Origin of the sequence: Klebsiella sp. B345 (assembly GCF_051131735.1) — a bacterium.
Taxonomy (GTDB): Bacteria; Pseudomonadota; Gammaproteobacteria; order Enterobacterales; family Enterobacteriaceae; genus Klebsiella.
In genome coordinates this window covers 2218811-2234392 of the sequence record NZ_CP180443.1, presented here as the reverse complement: position 1 = coordinate 2234392, position 15582 = coordinate 2218811, and the positions used below count along the sequence as shown (strand labels likewise).

Here is a 15582-nt window from a genome sequence, read left to right as displayed (position 1 = left end):
TTATTGATCCGACGACGTTTGCCATAAATTGAGCTGCCCGTCGGCCACGTGCTGGTCAATCCGCGCCAGCTCTTCTGCACTGAAGGTCAGGTTTTGCAGCGCCTGAACGTTCTCCTCTAGCTGCTGAGCACGACTGGCGCCAATCAGAACCGAGGTCACCCGCGAGTCCTTCAGCAGCCAGCTGAGGGCCATCTGGGCCATACTCTGGCCACGGCTATTCGCCATCTCCTGCAATAACCGCAGGCTGTTGAGGTTGGCGTCGCTAAGCATATTTTCCGTCAGCCCACGCGCGCGTTTCCCTTCGTAGTACATCCGCGAGCCCTCCGGGATCTGCTGGAGATATTTGCCGGTCAGCAGACCCTGCGCCAGCGGCGTAAAGGCGATGCAGCCAACGCCATTCTCCTCCAGCGTATCCAACAGCCCGCTGGTGTCGACCCAACGGTTAAGCAGGTTGTAGGAGGGCTGGTGAATCAGCAGCGGAATCTTCCATTCGCGCAGCAGCGCCGCCATCTCCCGGGTGCGCTCCGGTGAATAGGAAGAGATCCCGACATACAACGCTTTACCGCTCTGTACCGCCTGCGCCAGCGCGGCGGCGGTCTCTTCCATCGGGGTGTTTTCATCGACGCGATGCGAATAGAAAATATCGACGTAATCCAGTCCCATTCGCTTCAGGCTCTGGTCGAGGCTGGAAAGCAGATATTTGCGTGAGCTGCCGTTGCCGTAAGGGCCGGGCCACATGGAATAGCCGGCTTTCGTCGCGATAATCAACTCATCGCGGTAGGCGGCGAAATCTTCGCGCAGCAGGCGGCCAAAGTTTTCTTCAGCGCTGCCGGGCGGCGGCCCGTAGTTGTTGGCCAGATCGAAGTGGGTGATCCCCAGATCGAACGCTTTGCGTAACAGAGCACGCTGGTCGTCCAGCGCGTGACCGTGACTGAAGTTGTGCCACAGTCCTAGCGACAGCAGGGGCAGCTGCAGACCGCTTTTGCCGCAGTAGCGGTACTGCATCTGGTCGTAGCGGGTAGGGGCGGCTAACCAGGACATGTTCTCTCCTCATGAATTAAAACGGTGTTTCTATTTTATCTGGTATGGCACTCTGGTGACGTTTGCTGGATCACAATGCGTAAGATTGCTGGCGACATAGTGAGCTTATGCTTTGCTTAATAGGGCTTCATTTCCGGAGAAAAGACGATGACGCGACTGACGGCGAAAGATTTTCCGCAAGAGTTACTGGAGTATTACGACTATTACGCGCACGGCAAAATCACCAAGCGGGAGTTTTTGCAGCGGGCCGGTAAATATGCCGTCGGCGGCATGACCGCGCTGGCGCTGTTTAATCTGCTGAAACCCAACTATGCGCTGGCAGAGCAGGTGCTGTTTACCGACCCGGATATTCATGCGGAATATATTCGCTATCCCTCTCCCGACGGCCACGGCGAGGTGCGCGCTTATCTGGTGGTGCCGACCACCGTGCCCGTGAAACCAGCATCGGTGATTGTGGTACATGAGAATCGCGGCCTGAATCCCTATATTGAGGATGTTGCCCGACGGGTGGCAAAAGCAGGCTATATCGCTCTGGCGCCGGATGGCCTGAGCTCCGTGGGGGGCTACCCCGGCAACGATGACGAAGGGCGCGAGCTGCAGAAAAAAGTCGATCCGCTAAAGCTGATGAACGATTTTTTTGCCGCCATCGCCTTTATGGAGAAGCATCCGCAGGCAAACGGCAAGGTGGGGATCACCGGTTTTTGCTACGGCGGCGGCGTCTGCAATGCGGCTGCCGTGGCCATCCCGGAGCTGGCTTGTGCGGTACCGTTTTATGGCCGTCAACCGCCGGTCGCGGATGTCGCGAAAATCCATGCGCCGCTGCTGCTGCACTACGCTGAGCTGGATAAATCTATTACCGACGGCTGGCCCGCCTATGAGCAGGCGCTGAAGGCGCACAATAAAGTGTTTGAGGCCTACGTCTATCCGCAGGCCAATCACGGTTTTCACAATGACTCTACGCCGCGCTACGACCGGGCTGCTGCCGAACTTGCCTGGCAGCGCACGCTGGCGTGGTTTGCCAAATATCTGAGCTAACTTTGCCGGAAAATTTGCGGAAATAGCGCTAACGCTCGCTCAAAAAATCGCTATATAATTTTGTATATAACGACTAAGAGCCTATCCCAGTAGGCGTAGATTGTTGCAGCCAGTTTGGCCACGGACAGCGCGGAACCACCGGAGCGTACACGCAGTACGTGAGGATGGTGAGCACTGCCCAGGGCCAAAATGGCAAATAAAATAGCCTAATGGGAAGGAGACAGCGATGGATAACCATTTCGGCAAAGGTTTAATGGCGGGGCTAAAAGCCTCTCAGGCGGAAAGCGCCAGCAATGCAGCTGGTTTTTGCGCGGATTATAAACGCGGGTTTGTTCTTGGTTATTCGCAGCGCATGTTTGAAAAAACCGGCGATCGCCAGCTTAGCGCCTGGGAAGCCGGGATCCTGACGCGTCGCTATGGACTCGACCGCAATATGGTGATGGACTTCTTCAAAGAGGGGCAATCCTGTACGGCGGTGCGTTACTTTATGGCGGGATATCGGCTGGAGAGTTAACTACCGAAGGCCACAGCCTTCGGTAGGCGTTTGGTTATGCCTGGCGTTTGTCTTCGGTCAGGGTATCGAAGTCGCTGGCATCATGGCGTTCATGCAGCTGCTCGTTTAGTGGGCCGTTGGTACGGTTAACGATGCGTCCGCGCTTCACTGCCGGGCGATTGCCGATATCCTGCGCCCAGCGCAGAACGTTTTTATAGCTGCCGGCATCGAGGAATTCCGCGGCGTTATAGGCACCACCGAGCACCACATTGCCATACCACGGCCAGATCGCCATATCGGCGATGGTGTACTCTTCCCCGGATACATAGCGGGTACGGGCCAGCTGTTTATCCAGCACATCGAGCTGACGTTTGGCTTCCATCGTGAAGCGGTCGATCGCGTACTCGATTTTCACCGGCGCATAATGATAGAAGTGACCAAAACCGCCGCCGAGGAACGGGGCTGCACCCTGTAGCCAGAATAGCCAGTTCAGCGTTTCGGTTCGCCCGGCGGGATCTTTTGGCAGGAAGAAACCAAACTTCTCGGCGAGATAGAGCAGGATACTACCGGATTCGAACACGCGGGTTGGCGGGGTGGTGGAATGGTCGCTCAGCGCCGGGATTTTTGAGTTAGGGTTCACCTCAACAAAACCGCTGGAGAACTGATCCCCTTCGCCGATGCGAATCAGCCATGCATCATATTCCGCACCGCTCACGCCCAGCGCCAGCAGCTCTTCCAGCAAAATCGTCACTTTCTGGCCGTTTGGCGTGCCCAGCGAGTACAGCTGTAGCGGATGTGTGCCTACCGGTAGCGTTTTTTCGTGGGTGGCACCGGAAACGGGACGGTTGATATTGGCGAATGCTCCACCGTTACCTTGTTTCCATTCCCACACTTTGGGTGGTTGGTAGTTATTCTCTGACATGATGACCTGCCTTTTTAGTGAGAGATTGAGGGAGTGTAGCAGGAGTTAGATGCCAGGTTTAACCGTGCGAGGCTTAGAGCCTGTCTTATCCGGCTCTAATTGCCCCGGCAAGCGCCGCTCACCGGGGAAACGGACGTGAGACTCAGGCCATAATCCGCGCGGCCCACACGCTAATATCGTCCCCACTGCCGAGGTCCGGCTGTACCAGACCGTTAACCATAAAGGTCGGCGAAACATGGATACCATTCTGCCGGGCATATTTGCAGTGCCATTTGATTTCCGTCTGTAGCTCAGGGCGGGCAAAGGCGGTGGACAGCAGTACCTGGCTGTAGCGTTCGATGCGCTGGACAATCTGCTGCGGCGTGGTGTCCATATTCGGCCCGCTGCAGTGGTCGGTAAATTCAAACTCTTCGCGATGGTCGGCGACTGCTCTTAGCACTCTGAGCGCCTGCTCTCTGCCGTGCGGCAGCGTCGATGCAGCAAGAATGCAACGCACGACCACGCCCGAGAACAGATGCCAGGGCTGGGACTGCAGACGAATTTTGATCGTCACATTATCGGCGCCGACTTCGTCCAGCAGGTCGTCCAGTTTCCTGAATGCCTTGACGGAATAGGGGCAGGTTGGCTCCAGGAATACCTCAAATGTCCGTGGACCGTGGCCCCAGACCAGCGGCTGAGCCTGCAGATGCGGTTGTGTGCTCATACTCAACTCCTGATGTTGTTCTGTTGTTCGTTGTTTTTTCCCTGAAAAACCCGGATTGTTATCAACGGCGTGCAACCTGAAGTATGACGGGGAGAGGTTATCAATAACGATATCACTTTTACCCGAGGGCGCAGGGTTATTTTCCCGTAGGGCACGATCGGTGAATCCAATGAGTGGTATTATCATCCCACCTCTGTCTGGTAAGTGCCTGCGGCAGGATAAGAAGAGGGAGTTTTGTTCCGCCAACTGCCCAGGCTGCATTAATTTGAGGTCAGGCTAATGAGCAAAGGATCGACAAGCAGTGATGCCCCTTTTGGTACATTGTTAGGCTACGCGCCGGGCGGCGTAGCAATCTATTCATCGAATTACAGCAGCTTAAATCCGCGAGACTATCCGGATGATGCGACGTTCCGCAGTTATATCGGTAGCGAGTATATGGGGCACAAATGGCAGTGCGTTGAATTCGCGCGTCGCTTTTTGTTCCTCACCTACGGCTTTGTCTTTACCGATGTCGGCATGGCCTATGAAATCTTCTCCCTGCGTTTCCTGCGCGAAGTGGTGAATGACAATATTCTGCCGCTCCAGGCCTTCGCCAACGGCTCTCGCCGCGCGCCGATGGTCGGATCGTTGCTGATCTGGCAAAAAGGCGGTGAGTTTAAACATACCGGCCACGTCGCGGTGATCACGCAGCTGGTGGGGAATAAGGTCAGAATCGCCGAGCAAAACGTCATCCACACGCCGCTGCCGCAGGGCCAGCAATGGACCCGTGAACTGACGCTGGAGGTGAAAAATGGCCTCTACACCATTAAAGACACCTTTGCCGATACCGAAATATTAGGCTGGATGATCCAGACCGCCGACACCGAGCACAGCCTGCCGCAGCCGGTGCTGCCGGGTGAAGCGATGGCTATCCGCGGCGCAAGACTGCCGAACAAAGGCCAGTTCCGCGGCCGCTGGCTGAACGAGAAAGACTCGTTGCAGAAAGCCTACGTCGCCGCCAACGGCCACGTCATTAATAAAGATCCCTACCAGTATTTCACCATCACCGAAAGCGCCGAGCAGGAGCTGATCAAGGCCACCAACGAGCTGCATTTGATGTACCTGCACGCCACGGATAAAGTGATGAAAGATGACAACCTGCTGGCGTTGTTTGATATCCCCAAAATCCTCTGGCCGCGTTTGCGCCTCTCGTGGCAGCGCCGTCGTCATCATATGATTACCGGCCGCATGGATTTCTGTATGGATGAGCGCGGGCTGAAGGTCTATGAGTACAACGCCGACTCCGCCTCCTGTCATACCGAAGGCGGGCTGATCCTTGAGCAGTGGCTGAAGCAGGGTTACTACGGTACCGGCCATAATCCGGCGGAAAATCTGCTTGATGAGCTGGCGGGGGCGTGGAAGCACAGCCGTGCTCGTCCGTTCGTGCACATCATGCAGGACAAGGATCTGGAAGAGAACTATCACGCCCAGTTTATCCAGCGTTCGCTGACTCAGGCGGGCTTTGAAAGCAAGATCCTGTTCGGCCTCGATGAACTGCACTGGGACGCCGCCGGGCAGCTGATCGACGGCGACGGACGGCTGGTGAACTGCGTCTGGAAAACCTGGGCCTGGGAAACCGCCATCGAACAGGTGCGCGAAGTGAGCGCCGATGAGTATGCCGCCGTACCGATCCGCACCGGGCATCCGCAAAATGAGGTGCGGCTGATCGACGTCCTGCTGCGTCCTGAAGTGCTGGTGTTTGAACCGCTGTGGACGGTTATCCCTGGCAACAAGGCGATTTTGCCGGTGCTGTGGTCGCTGTTCCCGAACCATCGCTATCTGCTGGACACGGACTTTGTGGTCAACGACGAGCTGGCGAAAACCGGTTATGCGGTCAAACCGATCTCCGGTCGTTGCGGTAATAACATCGACCTGATTGGCCCGAAAGACGAGGTGCTGGATAAAACCAGCGGGCAGTTTGTCGATCGTAAAAATATTTACCAGCAACTCTGGTGCCTGCCGAAGGTGGATGGTAAATACATTCAGGTATGTACGTTTACCGTGGGCGGCAATTACGGCGGGACCTGCCTGCGTGGCGATGATTCTCTGGTGGTCAAAAAAGAGAGTGATATCGAGCCGTTAATTGTGCTGAGCGACCACGATAACCGTTAACCTCACCCGGACTGAACGATACGTACGGAAGCCCCGGCCAGCATCGCACGGCCGGGGAATATGCAGTAAGAAACAGATAACACATCACAACAACAAGACAGAAAAGGAAAATAGTATGCACGATAGGCGACTCGCCGTTCGCGCGGGTGAACTCAAGCCCTCCGCCGTCCGCGAACTTCTCAAGCACAGTAAGCTCCCCGGCGTTATCTCGCTGGGCGGCGGCATTCCGGCTCCGGAACTTTTTGATACCGAAGGTCTGAATCTGGCGGTGCAGCAGGTGATGAGCGGGCGCTTCAACGATGCATTCCAGTATGGGCTGACCGAAGGTTACCCACCGCTGCGTCAGGCCGTGAGCGAACTGTGTCAGGCGCGTGGTGTTGCCTGCCAGGCCAGCCACGTCTACATCACCTCCGGTTCGCAGCAATCGCTGGATATCGTGGCCCGCACGCTGCTCGATCCGGGCGATGCAATCGTGGTGGAACGCCCGACCTATCTGGCGGCGCTGCAGGTATTCCAGCTGGCGCAGGCCAATATTCTCAGCGTGGATACCGACGATAACGGGATGCTGGTTGAGCAACTGGCCGATCTGCTGGCCACCACGCAGGTGAAAGCGGTCTATCTGGTGCCGACCTTCGGTAACCCAGGGGGAAAAACCCTGAGCGACGATCGCCGCCGCCGTCTGGTTGAGCTGGCGAAGCAGCACGATTTTGTCATCATCGAAGATGACCCCTACGGTGAAATCAGCTTTACCGATGAAGTCCGCCGTCCGCTGTATCAGCACGCGGTGGAACTGGGCTGTGAAGATCAGGTGGTCTACACCTCGACGTTCTCCAAAATCCTCGCGCCGGGGATGCGTATCGGCTGGATCGTCATGCCGGACTGGCTGGCGCACCAGACGGTGATCGTCAAGCAGGCGGCGGATCTGCATACCAATATGCTGTCGCAGGTGATCACCGCGGAATACCTGGCAATGAACCGGCTGGATAGCCAGATCGCGCTGATCCGTGAAGATTATCGTAAGAAGTGTGTGGCGCTGGCGGATGCGCTGGAATCGCGCCTCGGAGAGCACATCGAGTTCAGCCGACCCCAAGGCGGTATGTTCCTGTGGGCCCGATTCCGTTACCCGTTTGATACCATGACATGGTTGCAGAAAACGCTGGAAAACGGCGTGGTGTACGTCCCGGGTGAAGCGTTCTATCACGACAATCCGGACACCCGCACGCTGCGTCTGTCCTACTCTACGGTGTCGGAAGAAGGGCTGATGACTGCCGTCGAACGTCTGGCGAAGTCGCTGTAGATCTGAATAATTAACTCCGCGCCGCCGGGCGGCGCAGAGTTTTAATACGGTTTAATCGCTTTCGGCAATACGATCATCAAGCCAAATCAGCATTAATGAAGAGAGAAAGGCCACGGCAAGCGTGCCAATGAAGAGCCACATAAAAGAATCCCTCAGAGGTGTTTTATTATTTTTCTGCTGTTACCGGTGAGTGGGGGTTGGTGTTGCGCATGGTCACTTTAGTCGTATTCTGGGACGTCGCGAGGGTGAAGAAATCATCAGCATCAATATCAAAGTTCAGAACAATTTCCCGGTAATTCCCGCAGTGAATTAATTCCTTTGCTTCTTGCATACTACTGGCTGTTATTGTCGGCATCGTCTTATCTCGTATGAAAACTGGTTAGCAAAGTAAGAGCTTGTGCATATCAGATCAACTCTTTTTTGATAGCGGTGGGAAATATACTATTTCCTTATTATTTCAAAGGAAAATAGCCGGCGAGAGAAATGAGCGGGGCAAAACGTCATTTAACGCTCTGCCCCGGCGCGTTAAAAGGCGTAAGCCACGCTGAGATTTCCGCTGTAGCCGTGGCTGTCTCCGCCGCTGGCGATTTCCGCCTGACCACCAAGATTCAGGCTCAGTGCCCCGCGGGTGAGGCCAATATTGGCCCCGGCGTTGACAATATCGCGGCTATCATAGGCAGAGTGCTGCCACACCTCATAACGATAAACTTGTCCACCGGTGCTGACCGACGGGCCGCTGAAGAAGTGCTGGTAGCCGATATTGACCGCCGGCGAGAGCGTCCAGCTGCCGAGACTGTGCGGGTTAAAGGCGAGATTCACCCCGGCCAGCCCGCTGCTGCTGTTTTCACTCACGCTATCGACGTCCAGCGCCAGCTCGCTGCTACTTTCGTGGAAGGCATCCATGTGCAGATGGGTAAGCCGGGTACCGATGGAGGATTCCACGCTGACCGCCTCAAACGCGCTGACATAACCCAGGCGTAGCGTACCGCCCACCACCTGACCGTGGGTATCGCCGGAGGCGGTGCCTAACCCGCCATTCAGTCGACGGGTGCTGCTGTAATCGACCCAGCCAGCGTTAAGGTCAGCGGCGGCAAAGGGACCATGGGCAAGATCTTCAAACGCGTAACGCGTACCAATTCCTACCAGCGTGGTATTGGCATCGGCTTCCGCGTTGGCGCTGCTCAGCGAGCCCCAGCTATAGCCTACGGTACCGTAAGCGCTGAGCTGTGCGTTTACGCGTTGGGTATAGCCCAGCAACGTCCCGGTGGAGTGTTCATTGCTGCTGGCGGCACGGGCAGAACCGTCGGTCCCCAGATAGCCGTTCAGCGCGGTCAACCAGAGCTTACCTTCGCCATCCCGCAGCTGACGGCTGTCAGTATTCGGTGCCAGCGCCTTGTCCAGTCGCGAACCGCTGCGCAGCAGATAGCTGGCGGTATCGGCATAAATCTGCCCGCCAACCTGTGATTCCACACCCCCGAGCGTCCCGGCATCGATCGCCGATTGCAGGTAGTTGTTGTAAGCGGTGTAGTGGCCTGACAGCTCGCTATTTTGCAGCGCATTCAGCAGCGCTGCGCCCTGGGCGGCGTTGCCGCGCAGATCGCTCTGACCCGGCAGCTGCGCGTAGTGGACCATTTTGCCGCGTAGCACGTAAATGGTCTCCTGTGACAGCCCCAGCCCTTCCTTGAGGTAATTATCTACCGTGCCGTATTGCAGCGCGATCTCATCGAGACCGGCCTGCAGGTAGCTGGCATCGACGCCAAGCAGCGGCTCGTAAATCGCCGCCATCGCCGGTGGCATCGCCGCGAGGGTCGCCGCAATACGCTGGCGGGTATAATCATTGGTCGCCAGGTAGTTTTCCATGATGGTGGCGTTATCGACGCCGGCAATGCTCAGCAGCATCGCCGCGGTCCAGCCGGTCCGGTCCTTGCCGGCGGTGCAGTGGAACAAAGCGGCGCCATCGGCGCTGGCTAAATCGTTGAACAGGGTAGTGAACTGCGCGCGCATTCCCGCATCGCTGACGAACGAGACGTTAGCCTGCTGCATCATGGCTTTCGCGGCGGCAGCGCTGGTGACGGACACGCTGGTGATGTTGCTGCCGGAAGTGCCATTCCCGATGATGTCGATATTGGTATAGGTGGCGCCGTCCGGCAGCACGTCCGGGGCGCTGGCGATTTCGCTGGGGGTACGTAAGTCATAAACATCACTGATCCCCAGCGAACTGAGCGTCGCCTGGTCCGCGGCAGAGAGTGTCAGCGCGTTGGCACGATAAAACACTCCGGTGCGCATGGTGCCATCGTGGCTGGTGGTATAAATCGAGGTGGTCCCCGCGATATCGCGGAAATTATCAATGCTGGAAAGTAGTGGGGTATTAATCGGCGTAGCGTAAAGCGCACCTGAAAGGGTGCTGGCGACCAGAGACAAAGAAAAAGGAATATAGCGATTCACAATGAGCCTCAGTTATATATGGGTGAAACTGATTTTTTGTTGAGGCCTGGAAATATAGGTGTGAATTGTTACGGAATTATTTCTGTTCGGGTTTTTATGATTCGCAACAACCCGTTATGTGAAGTGTTCGGAATATTAAAAAACAAGATAGTGAGCTATTTTTTAATTTTTCGCTATTTTAAACGGGGGTCCTGGCGGCGGGAAAGCAGAATGTTGTTTTATCCAATCGTTAGCCAGCTAATCCTTCGTTGTTGCGGTTATTGCGGGGGAATGGCAGAGGCCGTCGTGGCCTCCACCGCAGGATCATAGCTGATATTGCCAGCCGAGCAGGATGCGCTTATCCGCCTCATCCAGATAGGTATTGTTATCCTGAACATAGGTCATCACTTTGACCGAGTTATGTTCCGTCAGGTTATAGCCGAGGCCGATACCCGCAAAGTAGCCTTTGTAATTATCGCCGGCATCGTTCTTCGAACCGTACGATCCTGCAAGAAAACCCAGCAGGCGCAGATTTTCGCTGAGCGGTTTCAGCGCGAATACCCCCAGGTAGCCGCTACTGCCGGTCACATTGGTGGATTCAAAACCGTTATCCGGCGACGGCATGCCGCTAAAACCTGGCTGCGAACAGGCTTTGTGTTTATCGGTATTACACGCCATGTGGTCGCCATCGTTATAGGTATACCCCGCCATCGGGAAGATCTGGAAGCCGGCCGGCTCGATGCCAAAGAAACTCAGAGGAATAAAGGTGCCGACGGAATAGTTGGTTTGCGATGAATCATCGGGAAACTCGTTTTTACCAAAGTTGAAATTCAAAATCCCAATCGGAAACAGCCATGAGCCACCGACGCGCCACTCTGACGCATCGCTATTGATCCGAACGTTCAGTTTCTTAACCTGATCGAAGGCCAGCGAGCCTGAGAATGAGACGTTGCTGTCGTTCATCTCATAGTTATCGGACCAGGAGACGCCGACTTTGGTGGTGACTTTAGTCGGATCGTCCGCTGATTTTTCCGCGTTGGTTTTAACTTCTCCCGCTTTGGCGAAAGGAACACCGGAAAACAGCCCGATGCACAGGGTTAAAAGGGGGAGGTATTTCATTTGCATTACTAATATCCAGGGTGACAATTGTCATGTCTTAATTAAACAACAACCAATAACTGTACAGGTTGCAGGGTATTTAAAGGCATGCATTTACATTTAATTTTGAATTTTACCGGCGGTACTAAATATATTAGTTATTCTTAACCGATGGCTGAGAAAATAAAAATACCAGCGGCAATAACAGAAAACATAAGAACATCATCAGGCGGAAATCCTGATAGTAAGCCAGCACCGTCGCCTGGCGCGTGACTTCGCCGTTGATGGCCAGCAGCCCCGGCAGATGATGAATATTGTAGGCGCCGGACTGCATATCATGTTGCAACGCCTTATTGAACGGGTTAATAAAGCCGGAGAAGGTCATGTGGTTACGCTGGATCTGCTGCGCCAGGTAGGTGGTCACCACCGAAATCCCGATACTACTGCCGATATTACGAATCAGCGAATACAGCGAGGTCCCTTCAGTACGGTACTGTGCGGGCAGCGTCGAGAAGGTCAGCGTGGAAAGCGGCACGAAGGTTAGCCCCATCCCAATCCCCTGGACCACGCCAGAGCTGATAATATCCCACGGGCTCATCCACATGGCGTAACGCGTCATCATCCACAGGGAAAGCGCCATAATCATAATGCCGACGCTAATCACGTAACGCATGTCGACCTTGCCCGCGATACGTCCGACCAGCATCATGCTCAACATGGTGCCGAACCCGCGTGGCGTCATCAGCAACCCGACGTCAATCACCGGATAGCCCATCATGCCTTGCAACAGCGGCGGCATCAGTGCCATCGTTGCCAGCAGGATCGTCCCCACCACGAAGCTAAACAGCAGGCCGACGACAAAGTTCTTATCGTGGAAAATCCCCGGGTCGATAAACGGCTTTTTGATGGTAAAGATGTGCACCACGAACAGATAGAGCGCCAGCGCCGCCAGTACCGCCTCGATGATGATTTCACCGCTGGCAAACCACTCTTTCGATTCGCCACGGTCAAGAAACAGCTGCAGACTGCCGATGGCGACGCTGAGGAAAAAGAACCCCAGCAGGTCAAACTTCCGCGTACGGTCGACGGGGGTTTCGCTAACGAAGGTGGTAATGCCCAGCCAGGCCAGGACGCCAAAAGGAATGTTGATATAAAACACCCACCGCCAGCTGTAATACTCGGTTAACCAGCCGCCCAACGCCGGGCCAAGGATCGGGCCGACCATTACCCCCATGCCCCACATGGCCATGGCGGAACCATGTTTCTCAGGCGGCCAGCTGTCGAGCATCACCGATTGCGACAGCGGCACCAGGCTGGCGCCAAATATCCCCTGCAATAAACGGAACAGCACGATCTGATTGAGCGTCTGCGCGGCACCGCATAGCATCGAGGCGACCGTAAAGCCAATCACCGCAATGACAAACAGCCGCTTACGCCCGATACGCGCGGAGATAAATCCGGTCAACGGCATGGCGATGGCCGCCGCGACGATGTAGGAGGTCAGTACCCACGAGGTTTGGTCCTGGGTGGCCCCCATGGCGCCCTGCATATGGGGCAGGGCAACGTTGGCGATAGTGGTATCCAGCGCCTGCATGATCGTCGCCAGCATCACCGAAAAGGTGATGAGCAGGCGACGGTCGACGGCGCTGTTTTTCGGCGGCGATGCCGCTATTACATCGGACACAACTCCCCCTTACGATGCGCGGTTGACGTCAGATCGGGTATCGATTTTGATCGCCGCGCTCAGGCCAGCACGAAGCTGCGGCTGCCGGGCGTCGGTTTGCAGACGAATACGAACCGGGACACGCTGGGTGACTTTCACCCAATTGCCGGTGGCGTTTTCGGCCGGGATCACCGAGTATTCCGCGCCGGTCGCTGGGCTAATGCTGCTCACTTTGCCATGCCAGGTCACCCCAGGGGCGTAATCGACATTAATTTCCGCTTGCTGGTTATTGCGGATATGCGCCAGATCTTTTTCCGTGAAATTCGCTTCGATATATAAGTTCTTATCGGAGACTAATAACATGGCGGTGGTACCGTTCTGCACATATTCGCCTTTCTGCAGCACTTTGGTAATGGTGCCGGAGGCCGGGGCATATTCCTGCACGTGCGACAGATTATTTTTGGCCGTATTTAACTCGGCCAGCGCCTTTTTATAACGCGGGTGTTGTTCAACCGGCATCGAAATATCGCCGCCAAAACTATCCGCGACTTCCTGCAGCTGTTTTTTAAGCATGTTGACTTCCAGCGCCATCAGCAGCGTTTTTTGATGCGCGCCGTCGAGATCCGAGGCGGAAACATAGCCAGGCCCGTTCAGACGATGCAGGCGGTCTTCCTCACGTTGGGCATACTGGTGCTGACTTTGCGACACCGCGATATTCGCCAGCTTGCTTTGGTATTGCGATTTGATGGTATTCAAATCGATAACGGTAGTATTCAGGTCGGACTCTGCCTGGGCGACAGCCAGCTGATAGGGCTTCGGATCGACGCTAAACAGCAGGTCGCCTTTATTAACGTGCTGGTTCTCTTTCACCGCGACATTTTCAACCCGGCCAGCGACTTCCGCGCTAATGCCGGTTTTATCCGCTTTGACGTACGCATTATCGGTTTCGACGTAACGACCGTTGGCTAAATAATACCAGCCACCCGCTACCAGCCCCAGAGCAGGCACAACCAGTAACAGCATGACACGCAGTTTTTTAATATTCATATTGTCGATCTCTTCATTAAACAGGCTCTAAATATCCTGATAGTGAGCGACCCAGGATGCCCGGTATGTGAATGTTAATGGCACGCGATGACATGCGATGTGAACCATCGGTGCCTTGCAGGGATAATGGATGAATGGCGAACGGCTACCGCAAGGTGTCGTTGATAACGGGTAATATAGTTAGCACGCTTATTATAAACTAAGCACCTCGTGCTATTAGCTGTTTAAAAATAAACGTCGGGCGCGGGGGAAATGACGGTGGAAATAGCGAGGAGCCCGCGGTGAAGCGGGCTCAGAGAAAAGTAGAAGAGGGGTTACAGCAGGCCGATCTCTCGGGCGGTGCGGTCGACGGCTTTTTTGGTCTTCTCAACCAGCTCATCCAGCTCGCTGTGGCTGGCGATAAGCGCCGGTGCCATAATCATGCGCCCCAGGGTAGAGCGGATAATCACCCCTTCTTCGAAGCCGATGGTCCGGCAGCGCCAGGCCAGATCGTTTTCATTGGCAAAGCGTTTGCGGGTCTGCTTATCTTCGGCGAACTGCAGGGCCGCGACGAGGCCCGCTCCCTGGATTTCACCGATCAGCGGGTGGTTGCCAAACACTTCGCGCAACGTCTTTTGCAAATAGGGACCGCTATCGTTACGTACCGTCGTCACCCACTGCTCATCACGTAGCGCTTTGAGGTTGGCGATGGCGACGGCGGCGGCCACCGGATGGCCGGAGTAGGTCAGTCCATGGGCGAACACGCCGCCTTTCTCGACCAGCACATCGGCCATGCGTTTGCTCAACACCAGGCCCCCCATCGGCACATAGCCGGAAGTGAGCCCTTTGGCAATGGAAAGGGTATCCGGTTCGAAGCCAAAGTACTGATGGGCGAACCACTCACCGGTTCGGCCAAAGCCGCCGATGACTTCGTCGGCACACAGCAGCACGTCATATTGCCGGCAAATGCGTTGAATCTCAGGCCAGTAGCTTTCCGGCGGAAACACCATTCCCCCGGCGCCCTGGAACGGCTCGGCAATAAAGCCGGCGACGTTCTCCGCCCCCAGCTCCAGAATTTTCTCTTCCAGCTGGCGGGCGCAGCGCAGCCCGAACTCCTGCGGCGTCAGGTCGCCGCCGTGCATATACCAGTAGGGTTCATCGATGTGGGCGACGTCGGGGATCATCCCGCCCATGGTATGCATCGCTTTCATGCCGCCGAGGGCGGTAGCGGCAAGGGTTGAGCCGTGATAACCATTCCAGCGGCCAATCATCACCTTTTTCTGCGGCTTATCGAGGATCTGCCAGTAGCGACGTACGGTGCGGATCAGCACTTCATTCGACTCGGAACCGGAGTTGGTGTAGATGGCATGGCTGTAGTGCCCGGGCAGCAGGCTGAACAGCAGTTCGGACAGCTCGATGACCGTGGGATGGGTGGTGTGAAAGAACATATTGTAATAGGGCAGTTTGGCGAACTGTGCCGCTGCGGCCTCCGCCAGATCCTGACGGCTGTAGCCCAACTGGGTACACCACAGTCCGGACATGCCATCGAGGTATTTGTTACCGTCGTTGTCCCACAGGTTCAGACGTTCACCGCGCACCATCACGCGAGCCCCTTCGGCATTCAGCGCTTTCTGGTCAAGGAAGGCATGGATATGGTGTGCGGCATCTGCGCTTTGATACTCGGTCGTAGAGCGCGTCGGGCGAACAGAATCGATCATTTTTTTCTCCT

General features: G+C 55.7%; 13 protein-coding genes. 4 read left to right on the top strand and 9 right to left on the bottom strand.

Annotation, left to right across the window (positions count from 1 at the left end; genetic code table 11):
- A complete protein-coding gene (gene mgrA, locus ACMYSO_RS10435; protein WP_434583067.1) occupies window positions 1-1041 on the bottom strand; it encodes an L-glyceraldehyde 3-phosphate reductase in 1041 nt (346 codons plus the stop codon).
- Window positions 1042-1188: 147 nt separating this feature from the next.
- Between mgrA and yghX the strand changes: the two genes are divergently transcribed.
- Together yghX and ACMYSO_RS10425 are read left to right on the top strand one after the other, a co-directional pair.
- A complete protein-coding gene (gene yghX / locus ACMYSO_RS10430; protein ID WP_434670439.1) occupies window positions 1189-2076 on the top strand; it encodes a YghX family hydrolase in 888 nt (295 codons plus the stop codon).
- A 226-nt stretch (window positions 2077-2302) separates the two neighbouring features.
- On the top strand, window positions 2303-2590 hold the full coding sequence (locus ACMYSO_RS10425) for a DUF2623 family protein (protein ID WP_434583069.1): 288 nt from the start codon (window positions 2303-2305) through the stop codon (window positions 2588-2590).
- 34 nt (window positions 2591-2624) lie between these two features.
- On the opposite strand, the gene yghU is transcribed toward ACMYSO_RS10425, so the two are convergent.
- Window positions 2625-3491, bottom strand: coding sequence for a glutathione-dependent disulfide-bond oxidoreductase (gene yghU, locus ACMYSO_RS10420; RefSeq protein WP_434583070.1), 867 nt, complete (start codon window positions 3489-3491; stop codon window positions 2625-2627).
- Window positions 3492-3633: 142 nt separating this feature from the next.
- Complete coding sequence (locus ACMYSO_RS10415; RefSeq protein ID WP_434583071.1) at window positions 3634-4194, bottom strand: DsbA family protein; 561 nt, start codon at window positions 4192-4194, stop codon at window positions 3634-3636.
- A gap of 279 nt (window positions 4195-4473) precedes the next feature.
- On the opposite strand from ACMYSO_RS10415, the gene gss reads away from it, so the two are divergent.
- Both gss and ACMYSO_RS10405 read left to right on the top strand, forming a co-directional pair.
- Window positions 4474-6345, top strand: coding sequence for a bifunctional glutathionylspermidine amidase/synthase (gss, locus tag ACMYSO_RS10410; protein ID WP_434670438.1), 1872 nt, complete (start codon window positions 4474-4476; stop codon window positions 6343-6345).
- 115 nt (window positions 6346-6460) lie between these two features.
- Window positions 6461-7642: a PLP-dependent aminotransferase family protein gene (locus tag ACMYSO_RS10405; RefSeq protein ID WP_434670436.1), complete on the top strand. Its 1182-nt coding sequence runs from the start codon at window positions 6461-6463 to the stop codon at window positions 7640-7642.
- Between the two features lie 166 nt (window positions 7643-7808).
- Here ACMYSO_RS10405 and ACMYSO_RS10400 read toward each other — a convergent pair whose 3' ends face one another.
- The 6 genes from ACMYSO_RS10400 to ACMYSO_RS10375 form a co-directional block, all read right to left on the bottom strand.
- Window positions 7809-7997 carry a hypothetical protein gene (locus tag ACMYSO_RS10400; RefSeq protein ID WP_174509499.1) on the bottom strand — a complete coding sequence of 63 codons (189 nt, stop codon included), beginning with the start codon at window positions 7995-7997 and terminating at the stop codon, window positions 7809-7811.
- A gap of 170 nt (window positions 7998-8167) precedes the next feature.
- Entirely contained in the window at window positions 8168-10087 is a 1920-nt protein-coding gene (locus ACMYSO_RS10395) for a tyrosine-protein phosphatase (protein WP_434670434.1), read from the bottom strand.
- A gap of 303 nt (window positions 10088-10390) precedes the next feature.
- The gene (locus ACMYSO_RS10390; protein WP_434670433.1) at window positions 10391-11191 is read right to left on the bottom strand and encodes a hypothetical protein; all 801 of its coding nucleotides are present in this window, start codon (window positions 11189-11191) and stop codon (window positions 10391-10393) included.
- A gap of 127 nt (window positions 11192-11318) precedes the next feature.
- Window positions 11319-12848, bottom strand: a complete 1530-nt coding sequence (locus ACMYSO_RS10385) for a DHA2 family efflux MFS transporter permease subunit (protein ID WP_434670432.1) — start codon at window positions 12846-12848, stop codon at window positions 11319-11321.
- Window positions 12849-12857: 9 nt separating this feature from the next.
- On the bottom strand, window positions 12858-13874 hold the full coding sequence (locus ACMYSO_RS10380) for an HlyD family secretion protein (protein ID WP_434670431.1): 1017 nt from the start codon (window positions 13872-13874) through the stop codon (window positions 12858-12860).
- A gap of 314 nt (window positions 13875-14188) precedes the next feature.
- Window positions 14189-15571: an aspartate aminotransferase family protein gene (locus tag ACMYSO_RS10375; RefSeq protein ID WP_434670430.1), complete on the bottom strand. Its 1383-nt coding sequence runs from the start codon at window positions 15569-15571 to the stop codon at window positions 14189-14191.
- Window positions 15572-15582: the final 11 nt, after the last annotated feature.